We start from the raw sequence: 25,732 nt of genomic DNA, 5'->3' as shown, positions 1-25,732 counted from the left end.
TATCCCGCTCTTTTCTTCTTGTATCATGAAGGAGGACTATATGAGCAAAATCACTGAACGTGTAGAGGAACTGGTCAGCCCCATTGTTGCCGACCTTGGCTTTGAACTCGTTGATGTTGAGTATGTTAAAGAAGGACCGGATTTTTATCTGCGTATTGCGATCGATAAGCCGGAGGGAATTGATATTTCCGACTGTGCTGTCGCCAGTGAAAAGATCAGTGAAGTGATGGACAAGGAAGACCCTATTAAAGAAGCATACTTCATGGATGTGTCATCACCAGGTGCTGAACGCCCTCTGAAAAAGGAAAAGGATTACGCGGCAGCTGTTGGAAATCCGATATATGTTAAACTGTATGAAGAGATTGATGGGGATAAAGAATGGCTTGGCGAACTGCTCAGTTATGACGCGGAAACCATTAAAATGTCAGTGAAGATTAAGACGAGAACTAAAGAACTTGAACTGCCAAGAAAGAAAATCGCAAAGATCAGACGTGCAGTCATTTTCTAGTGATGGAGGAACTGAAGTGAAAAATAATGAGTTATTGAATGCAATTGATTTTCTTGAGAAAGAAAAGAGCATTCCAAGAGAAGTACTGATTGAAACAATTGAAGCAGCTTTAATCACTGCCTACAAAAAGAACTACAATTCTGCGAGCAATGTCCGTGTGGAACTTAATATGGACAATGGATCTTATGCGGTTTACTCACGTAAAGACGTCGTAGAAGAAGTAGAGAATCCTAGAGACCAGGTATCTCTTGAACAGGCACTTGAATCGAATCCTGCTTATGAAGTCGGTGATATCTTCGAAGAAAACGTGACACCGAAAGATTTCGGACGTGTCAGTGCTCAAGCTGCTAAACAAGCAGTGATGCAGCGCCTGCGTGATGCAGAACGCGGAATTCTTTACAATGAATTTATCGATAAAGAAGACGACATTATGACTGGCGTCATCGACCGTGTGGACCATCGTTATGTTTATGTCACATTGGGTAAAACAGAAGCAGTCTTGTCAGATGCGGAACGTAGTCCAAACGACGTATACCGTCCGACTGAGCGCATTAAAGTTTATGTCAACAAAGTTGAACAGACTACTAAAGGACCTCAGATTTTTGTCTCAAGAAGTCATCCAGGTCTGCTAAAACGGTTATTTGAGCAGGAAGTACCTGAAATTTTTGATGGTACTGTTATTGTAAAATCCATAGCTCGTGAAGCGGGGGACCGTTCTAAGATCAGTGTTTATTCAGAAAATCCAGATATAGATGCAGTCGGCGCTTGTGTCGGTGCAAAAGGAGCACGAGTAGGTGCCGTTGTTGACGAACTTGGCGGCGAGAAGATTGACATCGTTGAATGGAGCGCAGATCCGAAAACATTTGTTAAAAATGCGTTAAGCCCATCGCAGGTCGTCGATGTGCTGGTCAATGAAGAAAATCAGTCGACTACAGTCATTGTTCCTGACTATCAGTTGTCACTTGCTATCGGCAAAAAAGGTCAGAATGCGAGACTTGCAGCTAAACTGACTGGTTGGAAGATTGATATTAAGAGTGAGACTGATGCTAAAGAAGCGGGTATCTATCCAGTAGAATAAGGGGGATTTAAATGAAGCAGAAAAAGATTCCCATGCGTAAATGTATTTTAAGCCAGGAAATGAAGCCGAAAAAAGAGATGATTCGTGTTGTGCGTTCAAAAGAAGGCGAGATGTCCGTCGACCCTTCAGGTAAAGCAAATGGTCGCGGTGCTTACGTGTCGAAAAATCTTGAGCTAGTCGAAAGCGCACGTCAAAAAAAACGGCTGGAACAGTTTTTTGACAGCAATCCAGATGAAATGTCCCCGATCTATGATGAAATTATTCGTCTGATCTACCGGGAAATGATTCCGAAGCGATGATTAAAGACAAAATACTAAATTTCATCGGCCTTGCAATGCGTGCGAGAAAACTGACGACGGGTGAAGAACTGGTCATCAACGAAATACGTAAAAATAAAGTCAGTCTGGTCATTGTATCAACAGATGCATCAGCAAATACTAAAAAAAACATCACGAATAAATGTCATTCTTATCGCGTGAAATGTGTTGAATTCGGTACGCGTTACGAACTCGGCTACGCCATCGGTAAGGACGAACGCGTCATCATCGGCGTCTCTGATGCAGGTTTTGCAAAAAAACTTGAAGCGATGATTCGTGAGAGCAATGAGGAGAGAACCTATGAGTAAAAAAAGAGTATATGAATACGCAAAAGAAGTGAATTTAAGATCAAAAGATATTATCGATGAGCTTAAAAAAATTGATGTTGAAGTGACAAGTCATATGCAGATGCTGGAACCAAAAGAAATTACAGCGCTGGATAAAGTCTTTAAAAAAGATACTGCGAAACAACAAGATAGTGCCAAGAATAATAATCAGCAGCAAGGTCAAAAGCAGCGTCCAGCAAGCACTGGTTCAAAACCAGCTCAAAACGGACAACGTCCAGCTAACAGCAACCAAAGACCAGCTCAGAATTCAAACAATAACGGACAAAAACCGGCACAAAATGGACAACGTCCAAATACTAGCGCTCAAAAACCAGGTCAGACGAACCAGCAACGTCCGAACAATAATCAAGGCCGTCCAAATAATCAAGGCCGCCCGAACCAGAACAGACAACGCCCGGGACAGAACAAAAAAGGTAAAGGCAAAAGCAATAAACCTGCTGTTCAACAGGCACCGGTCATTAAAGAGACACCGTCTAAAATTACATACCACGAAGGTATTACAGTCGGTGAACTTGCAGACAAATTAAATAAAGACGCGTCTGAAATCGTAAAAACATTATTTATGGTCGGTATTATGGCGAACATCAATCAGGCACTAAACGAAGATGCGATTGAACTGATTTGTTCTGAATACGAAGTAGAAGCAGAACTGGAAGTCATTATTGATGCGACAGATCTAGAAACATACTTCGAAGATGAAGCAGGAAAAGAGGCAGACAAACAGGAACGTCCGCCGGTTGTAACTATCATGGGTCACGTTGACCATGGTAAAACGACACTGCTTGACTCAATTCGGAACACGCGTGTTACTGCCGGAGAAGCGGGAGGAATCACCCAGCATATCGGTGCGTATCAAATTGATAATAACGGCAAAAAAATAACTTTCTTGGATACACCGGGTCACGCGGCGTTTACAACGATGCGTGCACGTGGGGCGCAAGTAACTGATATTACCATTCTTGTGGTGGCAGCAGATGACGGTGTGATGCCGCAGACGATTGAAGCGATCAATCACGCGAAGGCAGCTGAAGTACCTATTATTGTTGCTGTCAACAAAATCGACAAACCGACAGCAAATCCTGACCGTGTCATGCAGGAGCTAGGTGAATATGGTCTTTATCCGGAAGACTGGGGCGGCGATACAATCTTCGTTCAGCTGTCAGCCATTAACGGTGAAGGTATCGATGACTTGCTTGAAATGATTCTATTGATTACAGAAGTAGAAGAATTAAAAGCAAATCCAAAGCGTTCAGCGATCGGAACAGTCATTGAAGCGGAACTTGATAAATCCCGTGGTCCTGCAGCATCATTACTTGTTCAGGATGGTACACTTGAAGTCGGTGACACTATCGTTGTCGGAAATACTTATGGTCGTGTCCGTGCAATGGTCAACGATCTAGGTAAGCGGATTAAGTCTGCTGAACCTTCGACTCCAGTTGAAATTACAGGATTAAGTGATGTACCGCTTGCTGGAGACCGCTTCGTCGTCTTTAAAGATGAGAAAAAAGCGCGTCGCATCGGTGAAGCTCGCCAGCAGCAGAACATCATGGCGCAGCGTCAGGAAAGTCAAAAAGTTTCACTTGATAATCTGTTCGAACAGATGAAGCAGGGTGAAATGAAAGACTTGAATGTTATCATTAAAGGGGACGTTCAAGGCTCAGTTGAAGCATTGGCAGCGTCATTGATGAAAATCGATGTCGAAGGTGTAAACGTCCGTATTATTCATACAGCAGTCGGCGCAATCAACGAATCAGATGTCACGCTTGCATCAGCATCGAACGGTATTATTATCGGCTTTAACGTTCGTCCGGATAATAATGCAAAACGTGCAGCAGAAGCAGAGAAAGTGGACATGCGTCTCCACCGTATCATCTACAAAGTCATCGAAGAGATTGAACATGCGATGAAAGGGATGCTTGATCCGGAATTCGAAGAGAAAGTCATCGGTCAGGCAGAAGTTCGTCAGACAATCAATATTTCTAAAGTCGGTACAGTCGCAGGTTCATATGTTACTGAAGGTAAGATTACTCGTAACGCAAGCGTCCGTATCATCCGTGATGGTATTGTAGTTTATGAAGGTGCTGTTGATGCATTACGTCGATTCAAAGATGATGTAAAAGAAGTGTCTGCAGGTTACGAATGTGGTATCACAATCGAAAACTTCAACGACATTAAAGAAGGCGACATCTTTGAAGCATTCGTGATGGAAGAGATAAAACGCAGTTAATTATATACTGGTCATTTTTTCAAGTAATCTGGATAAGCCCTTCCGCTAAAATTAGTGGAAGGGCTTATTTTATCTTATTCATCTTTTTCAAGTGCATTTCTGTAGTCATCAGTGTCATGGGCATCTTGTTCCTGAAGTTTTGCATCTTCTTTCAATGCACGATTTTCTTCCTGGAGTTCTTCTACAAGGCTGATTAACTGTTCTCGCGTTAAGTCATTGATATTCACAATTATCCCTCCTTCATAACGTTATACCCATTCTCCATCTATTTTTAGACATTAGCTGTCACACACTTTGACTTCATGAGACGAAAACCCTATAATAATATACATTGCAGTAATAAAATAAGGGTAATGATTATTGAGGTGATAGAATGAATAATAGAAAAGAACGTGTCGGCGAGCAAATGAAAAAAGAGCTGAGTGAAGTGATCAGCCAAAAGATTAAAGATCCACGTGTCGGTTTTGTCACTGTTACTGAAGTTGAAGTGACAGGTGATTTATCTCTTGCTACAGTTTATGTGACTGTGCTAGGGAATGATAAAGAACGCCGTGAAACTCTTGATGGTCTTGAGAAAGCAAAGGGCTTTATGAAGACAGAAATCGGTCAGCGCATGAAGCTGCGTATTGTGCCTGAACTTAAGTTCGTCTATGATGAGTCTATTGACTATGGTAATAAGATAGAACGAATGATTGCTGACTTAAATAAAGGATAAAAAGCAGATAGTACTTACTATCTGCTTTTTTAATGGAGGTATGACAATGTTGAACGGTGTTCTTGCTATCAATAAACCACGAGGTATGACGAGCCATGACGTGGTGTTTAAACTTAGAAAAATACTAAAAACAAAAAAAGTAGGACATACGGGAACGCTGGACCCTGAAGTAGACGGAGTTCTTCCGATCTGTATTGGACCGGCGACGAGAATCAGTGATTATATTATGAATAGTGGGAAACGCTACACGGCGGAAATTACTATAGGTATTCAGACGACAACTGAAGATCAGACTGGAGAGATTATTTCTGCCGATAAGATAGTGAATGACCAATACAGTAATGAAGAAATAGACGATGCACTCGCTGCACTGACAGGACATATTGAACAGATGCCACCTATGTTTTCGGCAGTTAAAGTAAAGGGTCGGAAATTATATGAATATGCACGAGCAGGTTTAGTCATTGATCGTCCTACGCGCATGGTTCATATTAAGAACATTGAAAGAACAACTGATCTCCATTATTGTGATGATACCATGCGTTTTTCTATTGAAGTTTCATGCGGAAAAGGGACTTATATTCGTACCCTGGCTACTCAGATTGCAGAGAAGCTGAACACTGTTGGTCATATGTCAAAACTAACTCGTACTGAAAGCGGTGGTTTCATGCTGGAAGATTGTTATACGCTTGAACAGATAGCGGAAACGGAGGATGTCCAATTGTTACTGCGTCCCATCGAAGAGGGTCTGAAAGATTTACCTCAGTTATCTGTAGATGAAACAATCAAAACTCGAGTAAAAAATGGTCAGAAATTTCGTATGGATGAGCTCCCAGTAACCGAACCAACTGTTATAGTGTCTGAAAAAAAAGCATTAGCAATCTATGCACCGCATCCTGAAAAAGCTGGACAAGTTAAAGCGATAAAAGTATTTAGTTAGTAAATTATATGTAAATTTCATCAATATGTGTTTGAACTTGTAGTTTAAGGATATACATTTATTATCAATACGCATTGAAATTAAAGTATTGATAGTTTCATACTCAAAAAAGGATACTGTCCAAAAAAGGAGAAATGAATAATGGCAAATTTAAATCCAGAAGAACAAGTAAATAACATGTCCCAGGAAGATAAAGATCAGATTTTAGAGAGCTTTAATAACTTTAAAGGATATTTAAATAAGCAAGTTGGCAGAGCTGAAAAATTAGGTATGGGCGATGACGCAATTGTCAAAGCCGCTGAAAAATTAGCTGACTACTTAGCTAAAAATGAAGAACCCAAAAACCGTGAAGAAAAAGTTCTTAATGAACTTTGGAACAATGCAGAAGGCGAAGAGAAAAAAGCGATTGCCAGTGCATTAGTGAAAATGGTACAGCAGGAAGGGTAATTCCTTAAAAGATTTCATCTTGACGATGAAATCTTTTTTTGTCTTTAACGCGTTATTTTCTGATACACTGTTTGTAAAGTATATGAGAAAGAGAACGTGATAATGATGAAGACGATACATACGAATCAGAACCTGGAAGAGATGTATAATCATCCTGATGTGGCTCTTGCTATCGGTTTTTTTGATGGGCTGCACCTAGGTCATATGTCAGTCATCAATAAAATGAAGACCATTGCCGATAGCAAACATCTTGCTAAAGCAGTGATGACATTTGATCCTCATCCGTCAGTTGTATTAAATCCTGAGAAGAAAAGAACGGATTATTTGACACCGCTTGACGAGAAAAAACGTATATTAGAAGCGCAAGGGATTGATTATTTATTTGTGGTTGCTTTTACGTCACGGTTCGCTCAAATGGAAGAAGAAGACTTCATTAAAGATTATTTGACGAATAATCATGTGAAAGAAGTGATTGCGGGTTTTGATTTTACTTACGGTAAATTCGGTAAAGGCAATATGCTAAAACTTGAAGCTGATAAGCAGGGATTCAATGTAACAGTTGTTGAGAAGCAGGAGCTGAATTCTGAAAAGATAGCGACGACACAGATCAGAAACGCATTAGTTGATGGCAATATCATAGAGGCAAATACTCAGCTTGGTCGTCCTTATAAAATTTCAGGTCTTGTTGTTCAAGGTGAGAAAAGAGGACGCACCATCGGCTTTCCTACTGCTAATGTGGCACCTGATGAATCATATGTTCTGCCAAAACTTGGTGTGTACGCTGTCACTTTGAGACGGACTGGATCCGATCAAGTATTGAAAGGCGTCTGCAATATCGGTTATAAGCCGACTTTCCATGATCCAGCCGTCTCTGCTGTTTCAATAGAGGTTCATATTTTTGATTTCGCGGAATCCATATACGGTGAACGGGTTGAAGTATTCTGGCACGAATTTATCAGACCAGAGCAGAAGTTTAATGGCATCGATGCTCTTATTGCTCAGATCAGTCAGGATAAATTAACAGCCGAACAGCTGTTAGCCGATATTTCGCTTGATTAATTTGATAGAAATGCTATACTTGTCAAGTACCTTTCCTTGGCTTATCGATCACTCCGACGATTTGCTCGGGTCATGGTGTCAATTAAATTATAGGAGGTCATTTAATTATGGCAATTACACAAGAACGCAAAAATGAATTAATCGCTCAGTACCGTGTACACGAAACGGATACAGGGTCACCTGAAGTACAAATCGCTGTTTTAACTGCTGAAATCAACGCATTAAACGAGCACTTACGTACACACAAAAAAGACCACCATTCACGTCGTGGACTTTTGAAAATGGTAGGTCGTCGTAAAAACTTATTGACTTACTTACGTGAAAACGATGTTCAACGTTACCGTGAATTAATTAAATCATTAGGATTACGTCGTTAATCTTTTACAATCGAAAGAGACAATTGTGTCTTTCGATTTTTTTATGTCTAAATATACCTCAAGCATTGGATAAATGATATGATGGATGATATATATTGGAGAGGAGCAATTTAATGTCTCAGAAAAAAGTATTCACAACTGAATGGGCAGGACGCCCGTTAACAGTAGAGGTCGGTCAGCTTGCCAAGCAGGCAAATGGATCGGCACTTGTCAGATACGGCGATACAGTCGTGCTCTCTACTGCAACTGCATCAAAAGAACCTAGGGATGTCGATTTCTTCCCGTTAATGGTCAATTATGAGGAAAAATTGTATGCAGCCGGAAAAATTCCGGGTGGTTTCAATAAACGTGAAGGACGCCCGGGTGAAGACGCGACACTGACTGCTCGTTTAATAGACCGTCCAATTCGTCCGTTGTTTCCAAAAGGTTACCGCAATGATATTCAAGTCATCTCTATAGTGATGAGTGTGGATCCTGATAATACTCCTGAAATGGCTGCGATGCTTGGGTCATCAGTAGCACTGGCTGTATCAGATATTCCTTTCCATAGTCCAATTGCAGGTGTAAACGTCGGATTGGTAGACGGTGAACTAATCATCAATCCTACAGTTGCTGAGCGTGCCGAGTCTGCTTTAGACTTACAGGTAGCGGGTCATAAAGATGCGGTGAACATGGTAGAAGCGGGCGCTAAGGAAGTGCCTGAGGACAAAATGCTTGAAGCAATCATGTATGGTCATGCAGCAATTAAAGAACTAGTGGCATTCCAGGAACAGATCATCAATGATGTGGCACCTGTGAAAAAAGAATTTATAGCTGCTGCACCAAACGAGATCGTTGAAAATGAAGTGAAAAAATACGCTGAAGAATTGGGTCTGGCAGCCGCTATCCAGACGAAAGATAAACTTGAACGTGAAGAAAACATTACAGCGGTTAAACTTCAGATCATTGAGAAATATGATGGTCAGGACGCAGAAATACTTACTGTCGTTAATAAAACGTTCGATGGTTTGATTAAAGAAGAAGTTCGCCGCCAGATTACAGAAGACAAAATCCGTCCTGATGGTCGCCGTCCAGATGAAATCAGACCACTTGACAGCGAAGTAGGACTTTTGCCACGGGCACATGGTTCCGGTCTGTTTACGAGAGGACAGACTCAGGCCCTATCAGTTGCTACACTTGGAGCGCTAGGTGAGCACCAGATTATTGATGGTCTTGGTGTTGAGGAACAGAAGCGCTATATGCACCACTATAACTTCCCGAACTTCTCTGTCGGAGAAACAGGTCCAATCCGTGCTCCTGGTCGTCGTGAGATTGGTCATGGGGCACTTGGCGAACGTGCATTGCTGCAAGTCATTCCTGACGAAAAAGACTTTCCATATACCATTCGTGTTGTCTCTGAAGTTCTGGAATCCAACGGGTCAAGTTCTCAAGCATCTATCTGTGGGTCAACACTTGCATTAATGGATGCAGGGGTACCAATTAAAGCACCCGTTGCCGGTATTGCCATGGGCCTTGTGAAAAAAGACGAAAATTATACCATCTTGTCAGATATTCAAGGGATGGAAGATGCATTAGGGGACATGGACTTTAAAGTAGCGGGTACAAAAGACGGAATTACTGCGATACAAATGGATATTAAAATTGATGGTCTTTCTGAAGACATCTTACGTGAAGCATTGGAGCAGGCAAAAATCGGCCGTATGCATATTATGGATCATATGATGCAGACTATTAGTGCACCGCGTGCTGAATTAAGCGCTTATGCTCCTAAAATCGAAATTACCCATATCAATCCTGACAAGATTCGCGACGTCATTGGACCTGGCGGTAAAAAAATCAATGAAATCATTGATGCGACAGGTGTCAAACTGGATATCGAGCAGGATGGTACTGTGTTTATCGGTTCAAGCGACGCTGCGATGATTGAGGAGGCTAAACGCCTGATTGAAAACATCGTCCGTGAAGCAGTTGTCGGTGAAGTTTACATGGCAACAGTGAAACGCATTGAAAAATTCGGAGCATTCGTAGAAATCTTCCCGGGTAAAGATGCGCTCGTCCATATTTCACAGCTTGCTCAGGAAAGAATCAGCAAAGTTGAGGATGTTATCAAACTTGGTGACCAGTTCTTAGTCAAAGTAACTGAAATTGACCGCCAAGGCCGTGTCAATGCGTCACGAAAAGAACTACTTGCAGAAAGTAAGAAGGCAGACACAACAGAATAGTAAATGAAAAGCTGGGACACATAACTGTGTTCTTCGATAATCAGCATGCCTGAGTAAACCGAAGAATAACTGAATGGTCCCGGTATTTTTATAGGGAAGAGGTTAATGATTGAAGTTAAATAATGGACTTGTAGTCCTGGATAAACATAGTGCACATCAAACCGTACATATTGCAGCGTTTGTTAAAGTAGGAACGAAACATGAAGGAAGTTACCCAGCAGGAACAGCGCATTTCATCGAGCATATGCTGTTCAAAGGAACACAGCGGTTCAATGCAGAACAGCTGGCTGAGGAAATGGATGCAATCGGCGGAGAAGTTAATGCGTATACGACGAAGGAATATACATGCTATACCATTAAGACGCTTCAGCGTTATGAACATCGGGCGGTTCAACTGCTGAGTGAAATGCTTAACTTCTCAACGTTTCCAGAAGAAGAAGTAAAGCGTGAACAACAAGTGATCCTGGAAGAAATTAAAATGACTGAAGATGATCCTGAAGAACTGATTTATGAAATTTTTCAAGACAAAGTGTTCAGAGGTACTTCGTTTGCAGAACCGATACTCGGTACAAAAGAATCAGTTGTCACCATTGACAGACATGTGCTGAAGTCGTTTTATGATCAATATTATAGAGCAGACAATATTATCATTTCATACTCAGGCAACGATTCTAAAAGTTTGCTTGAAACGTTCAGTGGAATGGAACAGAGGAAAACGGTGTATGGTGAGCCGCTTAGCTTTCATTTTGAATCTTTTCAGGACGTCATGCATTATGACTACGAACAAGCACACTTAATAATCGGTTATGATGCTGTAGGATATCATCACCCGTTATATGATGCATTCAGCTTGTTCAGTTCAATGTTCGGTGAATCAGTCTCTTCTCCGCTCTTCAGAAGATTGAGGGAAGAACTCGGGTTATGCTATAACGTGTATTCCTCTCTTGATTCCTACAATGAAGGTGGCGTGTTTTCAATTTATATCGCTTGTGATCATTCAGCAGTGGATGAAGCAGTGAAGGAAATAAATGAGCTGTTAAAGTCTTTTAAAAATAACGTGACAGAAAAATTAGTTGCGAAGGCTAAAACATATTTAATTACGAATGCTTATATGAACAATGATTATGATGGTCATATTATGATGCGTAACGGTCAAAGTTTTATGTATTACGGCAGAGTCATTACACTTGAGGAATTTGAAGAACATATTGAAGCCGTTACTTTGACAGATATCCAGGCAGTCCTTAACATGCTTGCAAGCCAGCCAGCCATGCTGACGCTGACTAAACCATAATGACTTTTTGAAATCCTACACTGAAGTATAGGTACAATTAACTTACTTTTTACGTTGATTAACGACCTCCTAGCCTATTTTTTATTGTGTTATAAGATTCAAATAGCTTATAATAAAGACAATATGTTTTGTACGGGAAAGAATTTTAGGAGGAACTATTTTGAATTTAGTAAAGAAAGAAAACAACCATATTAGAATCATTCCGCTCGGTGGTGTCGGAGAAATAGCAAAGAACATGTACATTGTAGAAGTAGATGATGAGATGTTCATGCTCGATGCGGGTCTGATGTTCCCTGAAGATGAAATGCTGGGTATAGATGTCGTTATTCCTGATATCCAATATGTCATTGAGAATAAAGACCGTCTGAAAGGGATCTTTCTGTCACATGGACACGAAGATGCAATCGGTGCACTGCGATATATCATCGGCAAGATTGATGCACCGATTTATGGATCACGTCTGACGTTAGCGTTAGTTAAAGACCATATGAAAGAAGCAAAGATTGACAAGAAATTGAAATACTATACAGTCAATAATGAATCTGTCATGCGTTTTAAAGGAGTGAATATCACTTTCTTCAATACGACTCATAGTATTCCCGATGCACTAGGAGTCTGCATCCATACATCTCATGGGGCAATTGTCTATACAGGTGAGTTTAAGTTTGACCAGAGTGTAAAGGGACCTTACCGCCCTGACATGTCTAAAATGAGTGCTATTGGAGAGAATGGTGTGCTGGCACTGATTAGTGATTCTACTGAAGCAGAAAAACCGGGTTACAATACGCCGGAAAACGTCATTGAAAGCCATATTAATGATGAATTTGCAAAAGCAAACGGTCGTATTATCGTCTCATGCTACGCATCAAATTTCATCCGCATTCAGCAAGTCTTGACTGCTGCAGCTAGAAACAAACGTAAAGTGACTTTCCTCGGAAAATCGCTTGAAAGTTCATTCAATATTGCACGTAAGCTTGGTTATTTCGATATTCCAGATCAGTTGTTGATTCCTATTAAAGATGTTGGTAATTATCCAAAGAACGAAATTGTCATCATCTCAACTGGATCTCAAGGAGAGCCGATTGAAGCGTTAGGACATATGGCATTGCAGAAACACAGCATCATGAATATAGAAGAAGGCGATACTGTCTTCATTACAACGACGCCATCTTCCAGTATGGAAGTCATTCTAGGTTCTACAGTCAATCATCTCGTTAAAGCGGGAGCTCATGTCGTTCCGACTAACAAGAAAATCCATGCTTCAGGTCACGGCTGTATGGAAGAACTCAAATTAATGCTAAACTTAATGCAGCCGAAATACTTCATTCCCGTTCAAGGTGAATTTAAAATGCAGATTGCCCATGCAAAACTTGCGGCTGAAACAGGAGTTGAACCTGAGCATATCTTTTTACTGGAAAAAGGTGATGTCGTCAACTTTGATGGTGAAAAGATGGTAGCGAATGAAAAAGTAAATGCTGGCAACGTCTTAATAGATGGTATCGGTGTAGGAGATGTCGGTAATATCGTTCTCCGTGACCGCCGCCTTCTCGCTGAAGATGGCATATTTATCGCAGTCGTCACTCTTGACCCAAAAACCAGACGTATCGTTGCTGGTCCTCAAATTCAATCACGCGGTTTTGTCTATGTACGAGAAAGTGAAGAACTTCTGAAGGAAGCAGAAGATAAAGTACGTGCCATTGTTGAAGAAGGATTAATGCAAAATCGTATTGAATGGTCAGAAATCAAACAAGATATGCGCGATAAGTTAGGGAAGTTCCTTTATGATTCAACGAAAAGAAGACCGATGATTATTCCGGTTATTTCAGAAATCTAGAATTTGATAATACAAAATAAACAAGCTTAGGCTTGTTTATTTGTTTATCATGAGAGGTGTCAGTGTTGGTAATTAAAAAAACGAATAGCAGTAAAAGAAAGCAAGTCAAAAAACGTAAGTCTAAAAAGCATGAAACTCCGGTCGTTTATTTAACAGCACTTATTATTCTTGCCTTGCTGGTGCTAGGTATTCTTCGGTTCGGTCTTTTCGGACTTGCGATTGACTGTCTTATGATTTTCCTCACCGGGAGTGCCCGCTACTTTACATATATATTTATCGCCATGCTGACGATATACCACACATTGAACAAACGCTTCGTTCCATTGAACAGAAGGCTTGCTGGCTGGATAACGCTGCAGACTGGACTTTGTCTTTTGTTTGAATCAGTGCGTCATCTGACGTCGAAACAAACTAGACCAACGTTCAATCGGATATTCGAAATGGAATCGGATCATCATTTTCATTTCCAGGGCGGTGGAATTTTAGGTTATGCACTGGAGTGGTCAATGAGCCAGTTAATCAGTTCGATAGGTGCACTGATATTTGCACTGCTTGTACTCGGCGTTGCTGGAATACTGATTTCAAACCGTTCAATCAGAGCGGAGTCAAAAGTCATATTCGATCAATTGCTTCGTGTGACACGCATGATACAGTTGAAAATCAGCCGGTCTTTCTCATCAAACCAAAAGAAAAAAGTCATCGATGTTTCGGAATTTCCTGAAATACCGATGGAAGAGCCTTCTTATACGACTGAAGTTGTGCAGGAGCTGAATACTGAAGTCCAAACTGAACAAGAATCAGTAGATATTCCATTGTCACATCATGAGTCGCGCAAGAAGGAACAACCGGTAAGAGAGCAGTCGGTACAACCTGTGACAGATGATGAAAATCCGAATTATATATTGCCGCCGCTTGATTTACTCAACCTTCCGGCTGGTGGAGTGAAATCCGATATGAAAACGATTAAACAGCGCGGTCAGCTACTGGAATCAACGTTGAAGAACTTTGGTGTCAATGCTAAAGTCAGCCAGATTAGAATTGGTCCTGCTGTTACCCAGTACGAGGTGCAGCCGGCGATGGGTGTAAAAGTCAGTCGTATCGTTAATTTATCCAATGACATTGCACTCGCACTTGCCGCGAAAGATATACGAATAGAGGCACCGATACCAGGCAAGTCAGCTGTTGGTATTGAAGTGCCTAATAACTCTGTATCGATGGTTACATTGCGGGAAGTTCTTGAAGACGAGCCGGTAGAAGAAAACAAATTAAAGGTGGTACTCGGCAGAAATATATCGGGAGATGCCATTACTGCTGAACTTAATAAAATGCCTCATTTACTAGTTGCCGGTTCAACGGGTAGCGGGAAATCGGTGTGCATTAACGGAATCATTACAAGTATATTGATGAATGCTAAGCCTCATGAAGTCAAATTGATGATGATTGATCCTAAGATGGTCGAGCTGAATGTCTATAACGGTATCCCGCATCTGCTGACTCCCGTAGTGACGAATCCGCAGAAAGCTGCTCAGGCGCTGCAGAAAATTGTTGGTGAGATGGAACGTCGTTATGATCTGTTCAGTCATACAGGCACGAGAAACATAGAAGGATATAATCAATATTTAACGAGACAGAATACAGAACTTGGTGAGAAAAATGCCAAGCTGCCATACATTGTTGTCATTGTCGATGAACTCGCAGATTTGATGATGGTCGCCAGTAAAGACGTTGAAAGTGCAATCATGAGAATCGCACAGATGGCTCGAGCAGCGGGCATTCATTTGATCATAGCAACACAGCGGCCGTCTGTTGATGTCATTACCGGATTAATCAAAGCAAATATTCCCTCACGAATTGCCTTTGCAGTGAGTTCACAAATAGATTCAAGAACCATTCTTGATTCTCAAGGAGCAGAGAAACTACTTGGACGGGGAGATATGCTGTTTCTGCCTTCTGGTCAGTCTAAACCTACACGTATTCAAGGCGCATTTCTTTCAGACAAAGAAGTTGAGTCTGTCGTGAACTATGTGACCAAGCAGCAGTCAGCTAACTATGTGAAGGAACTAGAACCTGATGAAACGATTACGAAAGAATCACCTTCTGAAGACGCTCTTTATTTTGAAGCATATGAATTTGTCGTAGCTCATCAAAAAGCCAGTGCATCATTGTTACAGCGGCAGTTTAGAATAGGATATAATAGAGCTGCTCGTTTAATAGATGAACTAGAAATGAATCAAGTGATTGGACCGGCGTCCGGAAGTAAGCCGCGGCAAGTATTAATAGAACAACCGAATGAATGATGGAGGAATGAATGGTGTCCGTTGAAAGAACAATTTTAATCGTTAAAGACTGGATTATCATGAATATTGAGCAAAAAGAATTTACGCCTAATATGCCTATACCTAGTTTATATGAAATTTCCCGCACACTAGATATATCACAGGATGATGTTGAACAGGCTATCAGAGAACTGATCACTGAACAGATTTTAACAGAGAAATATCAGGAGGGTTACTGCGTCAAACCTGAACCGGCCTTTTTTTATCCTGTCAACGAACTGCGTAGTATTACAGCGATGATTGAAGAAGCCGGCTATACTGCTGGAACAATTATTATCAGCCAGGATCCTGAAATCCCTTCCCTGGACGATAAAAAACTACTTAATATAACAGATGAACAGATGATTACAGTCGTTGAACGCATTCGGACGGCTGATGGTATGCCCGTTGCTTACTGTCTGGATAAAATTAAAAAGCCGGATTTAGACTATCTTCATTTAAATGATAAAATTTCGCTGCTGCAAATATTGCAGGATAATCCTGAATTTAAAGTAGCTTATGCGACATCTGAAATAGACGCAATCAGTTATGAGCCTTATATTTCAAATGCGCTTGAATGTGCACCGGAAGAAAGTCTTTTATTGTTTAAGCAGGTTCACTATAACGAAGAGGATATGCCGGTACTATATTCAATGAACTATTTCAAATCAAACCAGATGAAATTCCAAATTAAGCGGGAAATGAAGTGATGACATGATACCCATACATATAAACGAAGAACAAAAATTTAAAACAGTTTCTATCGTAGTAAAATTTAAAGCACCAATCAATGAGAACAATGTGACTGAACGAGCGCTGCTCTCTAAACTGATGACTAAAGCTACTGCGAAATACCCCACTGAGCAGCTGATGCATGATGTGCTGGCTGAAAATTACGGTGCTAATCTCTATAGTTATGTGACAAAGCAGAAGACTGCGCATGTTGTCACAATTGGTATTGATTTTATAAATGATAAGTTTCTAAGTCATTCTGAAAATATGCAGCAGCGTGCTCTTGAACTGCTGGCAGAAGTCATCAATAATCCTCTGTGTAAAAACAAAGCGTTTCATGCTGGTAAAGTAGACATAGAAAAGCAGTTGCTTAAAGCCCGCTTTCAGTCCATTAAAGATAATAAAACACAGTACGGCTATCAGCAGCTGATGAAGGAAATGTTTAAAACGCAGGACTACCGCTTTCCAAGCTACGGTATTGAAGAAAAATTGCCGGAGGTGACACCGGAAAGTATTTACCAGACATACAAGTCAATGTGGACTGAAGATGAAAAAGAAATCTTTATTATCGGTGATATCGATGGGAAACAAGCCGTTCAAGACGTCAAAGAATATCTTCATATGCCTCAAGGTAAAGTCTCACTTGAAAAGTTAAAAATTCCTCAATTTACATCACCGCAATATTTCAATGAACAGTCTGATACGACCCAGGCAAAGATAAATATCGGTATGACGATTGACATGATATATGGAACTCAGGATTATTTCGCATTTATTGTGTTCAATCAGATCTTTGGCGGTGATGTGATGAGTCTGTTGTTCATGAATGTCAGAGAGAAGATGAGCCTCGCCTATCAGATTCATTCCCAGATTGATGCCCGGCTCGGATTATTATATGTCATTGCCGGCGTCAACAAGGATACACGTGAACTGGCAATCAGCACTATCATGGAACAGCATGAACTGATAAAAAAAGGACAGTTCGATGAGAATTTATTACATACTGCTAAAACGATGCTGATTACGCATAAAAAAGAAACATTCGATAGACCTAAAGGATGGATAGAAGCGACTTATGCTAAAGGTTTCGAAGATATTAAACTGACAACAGAAGAGTGGATTAAAGGGATAGAAAATGTGAAAGCAGAACATGTCATCGAAGTTGCGCAGCGCGTTGCTGTCCATACTATTTACTGCCTGACAAATGAGGTGCAATCATGAATAAATTAGTATATCAGCAAATAGATGAATCATTATTTGAAACTACGCTTACAAATGGATTAAAATTATTTGTTATTCCAAAAAAAGGATTTCAAAAGACTTATGTCACTTTAACAACTCGTTATGGTTCTCTGCATAATCAGTTTGTGCCATTTAACAGCAGTAAAATGACGAAAATGCCAGAAGGAATCGCACATTTTCTAGAGCATAAAATGTTTGAAAAAGAACAGGGAGATATGTTCAATTCCTTTTCAACTAACGGGGCTTCTGCCAACGCTTTCACTTCATATGACCGTACGAGTTATTTGTTTACCGCAGTAGATAATATTGAAGCGAATATCAAGCTGCTGATTAAAATGGTTCAGGAACCTTATTTCTCTAAAGAATCAGTTGAAAAGGAAATAGGTATTATTGCTGAAGAAATCCAGATGTATCAGGACCAGCCTAACTACCGACTTTACTATCAGACACTGCAGGGGATGTATCATCACCATCCTGTAAAAGAAGACATTGCAGGGAGTATTGAGTCCATCAACGAAATTACGGCTGAGAAGTTATATAGCTGTTACCACACATTCTATCGTCCTGAAAACATGGTGATGTTCATCGTCGGTAATATTGAGCCAAATACAATTGCAGAGTTCGTTCAGGCAAATCAATATGCAGTATTAGATACTCAGTATTTTGCTGAAACAGCAATGATCAATGAGCCGGAGGACATCTGTGAACAATTACTTACGCAAGCAGCGGATGTACAGCAGCCTAAGATGATGCTTGGTATTAAAACGAATCTTCACCAGCTCGACCAGTCAATGATCAAGACAGAACTTGAAGTGATGTTTATTCTGGATTTATTGTTTGGGGAGCAGACGGCTTTTTATCACGAACTGCTGGCTGAAAAGCTGATAGATGATACATTCGGGTACAGTTTTTCTCTTGAGCCGACATTTTCTCATATTTTTATCGCCGGTACATCAAAACAGCCGGATATATTAAAAAAGCGATTGATGGAACGCCTGGCATCGTATTCATTCAGCGATGCAGAATTTTCAAGACTCGTTAAGCAGACCATTGGTGAATATATTTCGAGCTTAAATTCCCCGGAATATATTGCCAACCAGTTTACCCGTTATTATTTTAACGGGGCGATGCTGTTTGATATTCTGCCGATTTTAGAACATATGACATTAGCTGACAGCCTTAATACGTTTAAGAAAATAAATATCCATCAAATGACTGACAGCAGGCTTACACCGAATGGCTAAATATTTAGTGACTGGTGGCAGCGGTGATATCGGCCGTGTCATCATCGATGAACTACTCGCAGCGGGAAATCTTGTGGTCTGCCACTACTTTCAGGCTGACCCTGCTGCACTTGAAGAGAGATGGGCAGGGCAGAATATCAGTTTTTGGCAGGCGGACATGACAGTAGAATTAAACGAACGGCCCGATTTTTTTGATGATCTTGATGGAGTAATCTATGCTGCTGGAACTACTCAGTTTGACCTGCTGCAGGACATCAAACCTTCGATGATTGACGAACAATACTATATTCATCTGAAGAATTTAATTACCATTGTCCAGTGGATTATTCCTACGCTCGTCTATAAGCAATGTGGTAATATAGTTGTAATCAGTTCAATATGGGGAGAGACAGGTGCTGCGATGGAAGCTGTCTACTCTTCTATGAAGGCAGGTCAGCTGGGCTTTGTCAAAGCAATGGCGAAAGAATTGGCACCCAGTCACATTACTGTCAATGCAGTAACACCAGGACTCGTCAGCGGTAGAATGACTGATGTGTTTAATTCTGACGATCTCAAGCTTTTGCTGGATGAAATTCCTCAAGGGGAACTGATTGATCCATCAGAAATCGCGCATACTGTACTTTATTTATTGCATAACCAATCAAAACATATTACAGGTCAAATAGTGAGAATCAACGCCGGCTGGTTGATATAAGGGGGCATATGATGCATAAAGAATGGTATCTCGAGTATGAAATCAAATTAAACCGACCTGGTCTGCTTGGTGATATTTCCAGTCTTCTTGGGACGCTCGGCATTAGTATTATTACGATCAATGGAGTGGATCAGGGTCGACGTGGACTACTGCTGAAGACTGATAATATGGAAAAAGTGGGGCGTTTTGAAAATATAGTCAAACAGCTTGAAGAAATAGAAATCACTAAGCTTCGAACACCGCAGCTGAGAGATCGGCTGGCAGTCAGACATGGCCGCTATATTAAACGTGACCTTGATGACCGTAAGACATTCCGATTTGTCAGAAAAGAACTTGGTATACTCGTCGATTTTATGGCGGAACTTTTCAAGGAAGAGAATCACTGTCTTATCGGTATAAGAGGAATGCCTCGTGTCGGTAAGACGGAATCAGTAGTAGCTGCCAGCGTCTGTGCTCATAAAAAATGGCTGTTTCTATCTTCTACAATGATCAAACAAACTGTGCGGAGCTCACTCTTTAAAGGAGAATATGATAGCAATTACATTTATATTATTGACGGCGCAGTCAGTGTGAAGCAGACAGATATGAAACATATGCAGCTGATCAAGGAAGTGATGACAATGCCGGCTGTCAAAGTTGTTGAGCATCCAGACTTATTTGTTGAGAACAGTGAGTTTACACTGGAGGACTTTGATTACATCATTGAGCTGAGAGAATCTGAAGATCAGCAGATTACTTATGAACAAGTGAGTAAGAATCATCTCTTCAACAATGATGGCTTTGGATTTTTTGAGTAAGGAGGTCGAAACATGCAGCTTATTGGACGTAAGCTAAAACATAAACGTGAGTCACTGGGTATGACGCTGGTAGACCTTGAACAGAAAATTAAGATTCAGCGAAAATATATCGAAATGATTGAACGGAATGATTTTGAATCATTACCTAATCCCGCTTATACGATTGGATTTATTGAAAAATATGCAAGTAATGTGAATCTTAACGCTAAATCGCTGATTGAAGAACATAAAGACGAACTTCCGTCAGGCCGGATATCTGCGGCAGAGGCGAAAAAAAGTTTGAAAGACGAAACGCTGACTATAGGAAAAAAAGATGATCAGCTGATTCGTCAGCTCGTTGTTTCACTACTGGGTCTGACGCTCGTTATCAGCATTATCTGGCTGCTCAGTGCAAAAGTATTTTTTAAGTCGACAGATAACGATGGCTGGCTGGCGTCAGACATCAACCAGAGCCGGGATGTCAACGTAGAGTCAAAGGAAGATAAGTCGAAAACGACTGAGAAAAAGCAGAAGAACGAAAACGAAGAAAAAACTGAGAAACCTGGGAAAGTCGCAAAGACATCGGTCAAATATAATTCATTTGACGGTGCCGCCCTGAGCTATGACGTATCGACCAATGAACGAGTGATACTAAAAGTAAGTTCCGGCATTGCAACATGGATTCAAGTTTATGATGATAATGATAAACGCTATGCTTATCAAGAAGTGAAAGACAAAACCATGGCTTTAGATTCAGGGGTGAAAACCGTCACATTAATATCAGGAAATTCAACTGATCTCGATGTATTTATCAACAATCAGAAGGTTGATGTTCCGAAGACAGCTGACGGACTTATCACGAGAACTTACCAGTTTTCTATCGATTCAACAGATTAAAGAGAAAGCAGGATGATGAATGAATATTCCGAATCAGATTACCGTCGCCCGCGTATTATTGATTCCTATTTTTTTATTATTTTTACTCGCAGATTTTAATATGGGAGATATCAGTATTCTTGGTAGTTATGATATGCGCATCGAACAGTTTATCGGTGCTTTGATTTTTATCTTTGCTTCATTGACAGACTGGGTAGATGGCTACTTAGCTCGTAAATGGCATCTTGTAACCAATATGGGGAAATTCCTAGATCCGCTGGCAGATAAACTATTAGTATCGTCAGGACTGATCGCGCTGGTAGAACTTAATGTTCTACCTTCATGGATGGCTATTGTCATTATTGCACGCGAATTTGCGGTCACAGGACTCAGACTGCTACAAGTAGAACAAGGGTATGTCTCAGCAGCAGGTAAACTTGGTAAAATTAAGACAGCAGTGACGATGGTGGCAATGACATTGATGCTGCTAAATGAGCCATTTGTCAACTGGCTTGGATTTAGCTCAGGTTACTGGCTCATGTATGTCGCTGTATTCTTTACGATTTTGTCAGGTATTGAGTACTTTTACCATGGCCGCGATGTATTTAAAAACTCAAAATAGTTATAAGAACAGCATAGGCTGTTCTTTTTTTTGAATCACAGAATTTAAAAAACTGTTGTTATTTCATTAAAAACGGCAATAGATTGATCAGTAATTCGTGATTATCTGTCAATTTTTCATGATTTTCTGTACAAAAAAATACGAACAAACGTTTGCTTTTTGCTTGCTATTTGATTAAGAAATCAGTATAGTTATATATATAAGAACGACAAAAATCAGCTAATAACATTTGTGTTATTAAGGAGGATATATATTTGGATGAACGTCAGAGAGCTTTAGATACAGTTATTAAGAATATGGAAAAATCATTTGGTAAAGGTGCTGTCATGAAACTGGGCGAGAATACATCCCGCAATGTATCTACAGTATCCAGCGGTTCGATTACTTTGGACGGTGCATTAGGTATAGGCGGTTATCCTAAAGGAAGAATCATTGAGATTTATGGTCCTGAAAGTTCAGGTAAAACAACCGTTGCACTTCATGCGATTGCAGAAGTACAGGCTCAGGGCGGTGTTGCAGCATTTATTGATGCAGAGCATGCACTGGATCCTGTCTATGCGCAAAAACTCGGTGTCAATATTGATGAGCTTTATTTATCACAGCCTGATCATGGTGAACAGGGACTTGAAATTGCTGAAGCTTTCGTGCGCAGTGGTGCTATTGATATCATCGTTGTCGATTCAGTTGCCGCGTTAACTCCAAAAGCAGAGATCGAAGGTGAGATGGGCGATTCACATATGGGTCTGCAGGCGCGTTTAATGTCTCAGGCACTGCGTAAATTGTCAGGGGCTATCTCTAAATCCAATACAATTGCTATTTTCATCAACCAGGTTCGTGAAAAAATCGGCGTTATGTTTGGTAATCCTGAAACAACGCCAGGTGGACGTGCCCTTAAGTTCTACAGCTCGGTCCGTCTTGAAGTGAGACGTGCTGAACAGTTAAAACAAGGTGTTGAAGTAGTGGGTAACCGTACGAAGATTAAAGTTGTCAAAAACAAAGTGGCACCTCCGTTTCGCGTTGCTGAAGTAGATATTATGTACGGACAAGGAATCTCGCGTGAAGGTGAAATTGTTGATTTAGGTGCAGAACATGAAATTATCCAAAAATCCGGTGCGTGGTATTCGTATAATGGTGAACGTATGGGACAAGGTAAAGAGAATGTAAAAATGTACTTGAAGGAAAATCCAGAAATCCTTAAGGAGATCGACACTAAAATCCGTCAGGAAATCGGTATTATACCGAAGGAAGGCGAAGTAGAAGAAGCTACTGCTGCAGAATCTACAGACGCGACAGAAAATAAAATGGACGATCTATTTGAAGATGAATTAGTATAGTAAGATCAAAGAACTGAAGTCTTCATGGCTTCAGTTTTTTGTCTGTTATTATTTAGTTTGACCGCCTTGACTTTACTACTTGTGAAAACGTACAATTAATATATATAATTCCAAATTATATATGGTTAACTCTCTATGAATAACTAGATAATTAAGCAAAAGGAGGTGTTTATGTTATGCTATACGCCTTATGCATTTTGCTTGGCATCATTCTAGGAGTTGCTGCCGGTTATTATCTAGCAAAGACGAATTTGACGAACCAGCAGATTCAGGCAAGACAAACTGGTGATCATATTGTTAAAGAAGCTAGAAAAGAAGCTGAAAGTCTAAAAAAGGAAAAGCTGCTTGAAGCGAAAGAAGAGTACCAGCTTCGCAGCGATCGTCTGGAAGAAGAATACCGCGATCGACGATCCGACTTATCGAGACAAGAAGCAAGGCTACTTCAAAAAGAAGAAAACTTAGATCGAAAAAGCGATCTTTTAGATAAAAAAGATGAGCTTTTAGAACAAAAAGAATCTAAAATTGAAGCAAAACAACATCAAGTTGATGCGTTAGAGCAAAGTGTTCAAGATATCATAGTGAAACATGAACAAGAACTGATACGCATCTCCGGACTGACTCAAGATGAAGCGAAACAGGAAATTATTGACCAGGTCGAAGAAGAACTCTCTCATGACATAGCAGTATTAGTGAAAGAAAAAGAACAAGAAGCAAAGGAAACAGTAGACAAGAAGGCGAAAATGCTGCTGGCAACGACTGTTCAGCGCTTAGCAGCAGATCACACATCAGAATCTACAGTATCGGTCATTAATTTACCGAACGACGAGATGAAAGGACGAATTATCGGCCGTGAAGGACGAAATATCCGAACGCTTGAAACGCTGACAGGTATCGATTTGATTATTGATGATACACCTGAAGCGGTGATTTTGTCGGGATTCGATCCGATCCGACGAGAAATCGCTAAGATTGCGCTTGAAAATCTTGTTTCAGATGGCCGTATCCATCCAGGACGCATTGAGGAAATGGTGGAAAAAGCCCGCAAATCTGTTGATGAAGTCATCAGAGAAGCAGGAGAAGCAGCGACATTTGAGCTCGGTATTCATAACTTGCATCCAGATCTCGTTAAAATACTCGGGCGGATGAAGTACCGTACAAGTTATGGTCAGAACGTATTGAAGCATTCAGTTGAAGTTGCGCACCTTGCAGGCATGATGGCTGCGGAACTTGGAGAAGATGTGAGTTTAGCGAAACGTGCTGGACTGCTGCATGATATCGGTAAAGCCATTGACCATGAAGTTGAAGGCAGCCATGTTGAAATTGGAGTCGACCTTGCGAAGAAATACAAGGAACATCCGGTTGTCATCAATGCGATTCATTCACATCATGGTGACGTGGAACCAACGTCTGTCATCTCAATTCTTGTCGCAGCAGCAGATGCACTGAGTGCAGCAAGACCGGGTGCGAGACGTGAAACGCTTGAGAACTATGTCAGACGATTGGAACGATTAGAAGAAATCGCTGAAAGCTACGATGGTGTCGAGAAATCATTCGCCATCCAGGCGGGACGTGAAATCCGTATCATCGTGACGCCAGAAGAAGTCGATGACTTAAAAGCCCACCGCATCGCACGGGACATCAAGAATCAGATCGAAGAAGAACTGCAGTATCCAGGACACATTAAAGTGACCGTCGTGAGAGAAATGCGTGCAGTTGAATATGCGAAATAACATTCCCTTCGGGGGATGTTTTTTTATGGTAAAGTAAGAGTAAGTTCATTGAAAGGAATATGAGTATGACAAATAAAACAGTAAAATGGATTTTTAGCATTGTTCTTGTACTGACCATTCTTTTTGCCGGCATTTACGGGTTCATCCAGTATAAAGTAAGTACAGTGCAGGACAGGGTCGCTGAATATATGGTCAAAGAAAAACAAGTGAAAAAAGAAGATTTTAAAGCAAAAGGATTTATGGCGAATAGAAGCGGTGATAAGAATTACATGGTGGAAGTAAAAGTGAAGAAAGATCCGAACTATTACTACTATTATCGTACGAGTGATGACAAAGTGAAGCTTGAATTTTATTTGGATAAGGACAACAAGCAGCATTTTGAAAAATAATTTCAGAGAGTTGAAAAGACGGAAAACCATGAGTTTCCGTCTTTATAGAAGTATCTGGACTAATAGAAACTGGATAATTGACGTCATTAGCGGACCGATTGAACACATCCGGTTTTTTATATAAAATCCAATAAGAGAATCCAAGAAGTGAATGGTAATAATCGCATAAGTAACGGCCAGCAGAAAACCGGTATTATGATAAAAATAAGGGGCTATACTGAGCAATGTCACAGCAGTGCTGCGAGCAAGGGTGTACAGTGAGTTGATGGTCCTGCTTCGAAGTCAGCACGGCTTCTAATGAGAAACCGAGACTGACGAATGTACTGATGGTCGTAATGATGGCAATAATATAATAACTGGTCATAGGTCACCTGAACTTTTTTTTATTATTTTACCATAAATTGCGTGTTGTA

Annotated in this window: 26 protein-coding genes; 24 read left to right on the top strand and 2 right to left on the bottom strand. The window is 40.6% G+C overall.

From position 1 onward, the window contains the following. Positions 1-40 precede the first annotated feature (40 nt). From rimP to infB, 5 genes are read left to right on the top strand one after another with little or no spacing between them, the layout of a single operon-like run. The gene (gene rimP, locus ERX29_RS05735; protein WP_133443742.1) at positions 41-508 is read left to right on the top strand and encodes a ribosome maturation factor RimP; all 468 of its coding nucleotides are present in this window, start codon (positions 41-43) and stop codon (positions 506-508) included. Between the two features lie 16 nt (positions 509-524). After that, positions 525-1,586: a transcription termination factor NusA gene (gene nusA / locus ERX29_RS05730; protein ID WP_133443741.1), complete on the top strand. Its 1,062-nt coding sequence runs from the start codon at positions 525-527 to the stop codon at positions 1,584-1,586. An 11-nt stretch (positions 1,587-1,597) separates the two neighbouring features. Further along, a complete protein-coding gene (gene rnpM / locus ERX29_RS05725) occupies positions 1,598-1,885 on the top strand; it encodes an RNase P modulator RnpM (RefSeq protein WP_133443740.1) in 288 nt (95 codons plus the stop codon). After that, positions 1,882-2,211, top strand: a complete 330-nt coding sequence (locus tag ERX29_RS05720) for a YlxQ family RNA-binding protein (protein ID WP_133443739.1) — start codon at positions 1,882-1,884, stop codon at positions 2,209-2,211. The genes rnpM and ERX29_RS05720 overlap by 4 nt, the downstream gene beginning before the upstream one ends. Continuing rightward, positions 2,204-4,477 carry a translation initiation factor IF-2 gene (gene infB, locus ERX29_RS05715; protein ID WP_133443738.1) on the top strand — a complete coding sequence of 758 codons (2,274 nt, stop codon included), beginning with the start codon at positions 2,204-2,206 and terminating at the stop codon, positions 4,475-4,477. Before ERX29_RS05720 ends, infB begins: the two co-directional genes overlap by 8 nt. A 74-nt stretch (positions 4,478-4,551) precedes the next feature. Here the strand turns inward: infB and ERX29_RS10975 are convergent, their stop codons facing one another. After that, complete coding sequence (locus ERX29_RS10975; protein ID WP_165981085.1) at positions 4,552-4,704, bottom strand: hypothetical protein; 153 nt, start codon at positions 4,702-4,704, stop codon at positions 4,552-4,554. 146 nt (positions 4,705-4,850) lie between these two features. Between ERX29_RS10975 and rbfA the strand changes: the two genes are divergently transcribed. The 19 genes from rbfA (at position 4,851) to ERX29_RS05620 (ending at position 25,319) form a co-directional block, all read left to right on the top strand. Next, a complete protein-coding gene (gene rbfA / locus ERX29_RS05710; protein ID WP_133443737.1) occupies positions 4,851-5,192 on the top strand; it encodes a 30S ribosome-binding factor RbfA in 342 nt (113 codons plus the stop codon). A gap of 46 nt (positions 5,193-5,238) precedes the next feature. Further along, a complete protein-coding gene (gene truB / locus ERX29_RS05705; RefSeq protein ID WP_133443736.1) occupies positions 5,239-6,132 on the top strand; it encodes a tRNA pseudouridine(55) synthase TruB in 894 nt (297 codons plus the stop codon). Between the two features lie 141 nt (positions 6,133-6,273). After that, positions 6,274-6,579: a DUF3243 domain-containing protein gene (locus tag ERX29_RS05700; protein ID WP_133443735.1), complete on the top strand. Its 306-nt coding sequence runs from the start codon at positions 6,274-6,276 to the stop codon at positions 6,577-6,579. Between the two features lie 105 nt (positions 6,580-6,684). Further along, on the top strand, positions 6,685-7,638 hold the full coding sequence (gene ribF, locus ERX29_RS05695; RefSeq protein ID WP_133443781.1) for a riboflavin biosynthesis protein RibF: 954 nt from the start codon (positions 6,685-6,687) through the stop codon (positions 7,636-7,638). Between the two features lie 107 nt (positions 7,639-7,745). Next, positions 7,746-8,015 carry a 30S ribosomal protein S15 gene (rpsO, locus tag ERX29_RS05690; RefSeq protein WP_133443734.1) on the top strand — a complete coding sequence of 90 codons (270 nt, stop codon included), beginning with the start codon at positions 7,746-7,748 and terminating at the stop codon, positions 8,013-8,015. Between the two features lie 113 nt (positions 8,016-8,128). Beyond that, on the top strand, positions 8,129-10,237 hold the full coding sequence (pnp, locus tag ERX29_RS05685; protein ID WP_133443733.1) for a polyribonucleotide nucleotidyltransferase: 2,109 nt from the start codon (positions 8,129-8,131) through the stop codon (positions 10,235-10,237). A 109-nt stretch (positions 10,238-10,346) separates the two neighbouring features. Further along, positions 10,347-11,531 carry a M16 family metallopeptidase gene (locus tag ERX29_RS05680; protein ID WP_133443732.1) on the top strand — a complete coding sequence of 395 codons (1,185 nt, stop codon included), beginning with the start codon at positions 10,347-10,349 and terminating at the stop codon, positions 11,529-11,531. Between the two features lie 160 nt (positions 11,532-11,691). Beyond that, positions 11,692-13,365, top strand: a complete 1,674-nt coding sequence (gene rnjB / locus ERX29_RS05675; protein WP_133443731.1) for a ribonuclease J2 — start codon at positions 11,692-11,694, stop codon at positions 13,363-13,365. A gap of 65 nt (positions 13,366-13,430) precedes the next feature. Continuing rightward, positions 13,431-15,662: a DNA translocase FtsK gene (locus ERX29_RS05670; RefSeq protein WP_424960627.1), complete on the top strand. Its 2,232-nt coding sequence runs from the start codon at positions 13,431-13,433 to the stop codon at positions 15,660-15,662. Positions 15,663-15,676: 14 nt separating this feature from the next. After that, the gene (locus ERX29_RS05665; protein WP_243719990.1) at positions 15,677-16,390 is read left to right on the top strand and encodes a GntR family transcriptional regulator; all 714 of its coding nucleotides are present in this window, start codon (positions 15,677-15,679) and stop codon (positions 16,388-16,390) included. A 4-nt stretch (positions 16,391-16,394) separates the two neighbouring features. After that, a complete protein-coding gene (gene yfmF / locus ERX29_RS05660) occupies positions 16,395-17,633 on the top strand; it encodes an EF-P 5-aminopentanol modification-associated protein YfmF (RefSeq protein WP_133443728.1) in 1,239 nt (412 codons plus the stop codon). Next, positions 17,630-18,898: an EF-P 5-aminopentanol modification-associated protein YfmH gene (gene yfmH, locus ERX29_RS05655; protein ID WP_133443727.1), complete on the top strand. Its 1,269-nt coding sequence runs from the start codon at positions 17,630-17,632 to the stop codon at positions 18,896-18,898. The genes yfmF and yfmH overlap by 4 nt, the downstream gene beginning before the upstream one ends. After that, complete coding sequence (ymfI, locus tag ERX29_RS05650) at positions 18,891-19,592, top strand: elongation factor P 5-aminopentanone reductase (RefSeq protein ID WP_133443726.1); 702 nt, start codon at positions 18,891-18,893, stop codon at positions 19,590-19,592. Before yfmH ends, ymfI begins: the two co-directional genes overlap by 8 nt. Positions 19,593-19,600: 8 nt before the next feature. Beyond that, positions 19,601-20,389 (top strand): YmfK family protein, encoded by a 789-nt coding sequence (locus ERX29_RS05645; protein WP_133443725.1) that lies wholly within the window; start codon positions 19,601-19,603, stop codon positions 20,387-20,389. A gap of 12 nt (positions 20,390-20,401) precedes the next feature. Further along, positions 20,402-21,265, top strand: a complete 864-nt coding sequence (locus ERX29_RS05640) for a RodZ domain-containing protein (protein ID WP_133443724.1) — start codon at positions 20,402-20,404, stop codon at positions 21,263-21,265. Between the two features lie 19 nt (positions 21,266-21,284). Continuing rightward, positions 21,285-21,866 (top strand): CDP-diacylglycerol--glycerol-3-phosphate 3-phosphatidyltransferase, encoded by a 582-nt coding sequence (gene pgsA, locus ERX29_RS05635; protein WP_133443722.1) that lies wholly within the window; start codon positions 21,285-21,287, stop codon positions 21,864-21,866. 296 nt (positions 21,867-22,162) lie between these two features. Next, the gene (gene recA / locus ERX29_RS05630) at positions 22,163-23,200 is read left to right on the top strand and encodes a recombinase RecA (protein ID WP_424960626.1); all 1,038 of its coding nucleotides are present in this window, start codon (positions 22,163-22,165) and stop codon (positions 23,198-23,200) included. Between the two features lie 176 nt (positions 23,201-23,376). Beyond that, a complete protein-coding gene (gene rny / locus ERX29_RS05625; RefSeq protein ID WP_133443720.1) occupies positions 23,377-24,930 on the top strand; it encodes a ribonuclease Y in 1,554 nt (517 codons plus the stop codon). A 65-nt stretch (positions 24,931-24,995) separates the two neighbouring features. After that, a complete protein-coding gene (locus tag ERX29_RS05620) occupies positions 24,996-25,319 on the top strand; it encodes a hypothetical protein (RefSeq protein ID WP_133443719.1) in 324 nt (107 codons plus the stop codon). Positions 25,320-25,512: 193 nt separating this feature from the next. Here the strand turns inward: ERX29_RS05620 and ERX29_RS10970 are convergent, their stop codons facing one another. Beyond that, positions 25,513-25,683 (bottom strand): hypothetical protein, encoded by a 171-nt coding sequence (locus ERX29_RS10970; RefSeq protein WP_165981084.1) that lies wholly within the window; start codon positions 25,681-25,683, stop codon positions 25,513-25,515. Positions 25,684-25,732 lie beyond the last annotated feature (49 nt).

Source organism: Macrococcus lamae, assembly GCF_004359545.1.
Taxonomy (GTDB): Bacteria; Bacillota; Bacilli; order Staphylococcales; family Staphylococcaceae; genus Macrococcus; species Macrococcus lamae.
The sequence above is the reverse complement of the archived record's forward strand: the minus strand, read 5'-3'. Positions and strand labels throughout refer to the sequence as shown.

Bases quoted from the DNA above. Each gene is read 5' to 3' on its own strand.
- rimP (WP_133443742.1), top strand. From the start codon at position 41: ATGAGCAAAATCACTGAACGTGTAGAGGAACTGGTCAGCCCCATTGTT.
- rnpM (WP_133443740.1), top strand. From the start codon at position 1,598: ATGAAGCAGAAAAAGATTCCCATGCGTAAATGTATTTTAAGCCAGGAA.
- ERX29_RS05720 (WP_133443739.1), top strand. From the start codon at position 1,882: ATGATTAAAGACAAAATACTAAATTTCATCGGCCTTGCAATGCGTGCG.
- infB (WP_133443738.1), top strand. From the start codon at position 2,204: ATGAGTAAAAAAAGAGTATATGAATACGCAAAAGAAGTGAATTTAAGA.
- rbfA (WP_133443737.1), top strand. From the start codon at position 4,851: ATGAATAATAGAAAAGAACGTGTCGGCGAGCAAATGAAAAAAGAGCTG.
- truB (WP_133443736.1), top strand. From the start codon at position 5,239: ATGTTGAACGGTGTTCTTGCTATCAATAAACCACGAGGTATGACGAGC.
- ERX29_RS05700 (WP_133443735.1), top strand. From the start codon at position 6,274: ATGGCAAATTTAAATCCAGAAGAACAAGTAAATAACATGTCCCAGGAA.
- ribF (WP_133443781.1), top strand. From the start codon at position 6,685: ATGAAGACGATACATACGAATCAGAACCTGGAAGAGATGTATAATCAT.
- rpsO (WP_133443734.1), top strand. From the start codon at position 7,746: ATGGCAATTACACAAGAACGCAAAAATGAATTAATCGCTCAGTACCGT.
- pnp (WP_133443733.1), top strand. From the start codon at position 8,129: ATGTCTCAGAAAAAAGTATTCACAACTGAATGGGCAGGACGCCCGTTA.
- yfmF (WP_133443728.1), top strand. From the start codon at position 16,395: ATGATACCCATACATATAAACGAAGAACAAAAATTTAAAACAGTTTCT.
- yfmH (WP_133443727.1), top strand. From the start codon at position 17,630: ATGAATAAATTAGTATATCAGCAAATAGATGAATCATTATTTGAAACT.
- ymfI (WP_133443726.1), top strand. From the start codon at position 18,891: ATGGCTAAATATTTAGTGACTGGTGGCAGCGGTGATATCGGCCGTGTC.
- ERX29_RS05645 (WP_133443725.1), top strand. From the start codon at position 19,601: ATGATGCATAAAGAATGGTATCTCGAGTATGAAATCAAATTAAACCGA.
- ERX29_RS05640 (WP_133443724.1), top strand. From the start codon at position 20,402: ATGCAGCTTATTGGACGTAAGCTAAAACATAAACGTGAGTCACTGGGT.
- pgsA (WP_133443722.1), top strand. From the start codon at position 21,285: ATGAATATTCCGAATCAGATTACCGTCGCCCGCGTATTATTGATTCCT.
- recA (WP_424960626.1), top strand. From the start codon at position 22,163: ATGGAAAAATCATTTGGTAAAGGTGCTGTCATGAAACTGGGCGAGAAT.
- rny (WP_133443720.1), top strand. From the start codon at position 23,377: ATGCTATACGCCTTATGCATTTTGCTTGGCATCATTCTAGGAGTTGCT.
- ERX29_RS05620 (WP_133443719.1), top strand. From the start codon at position 24,996: ATGACAAATAAAACAGTAAAATGGATTTTTAGCATTGTTCTTGTACTG.
- ERX29_RS10970 (WP_165981084.1), bottom strand. From the start codon at position 25,683: ATGACCAGTTATTATATTATTGCCATCATTACGACCATCAGTACATTC.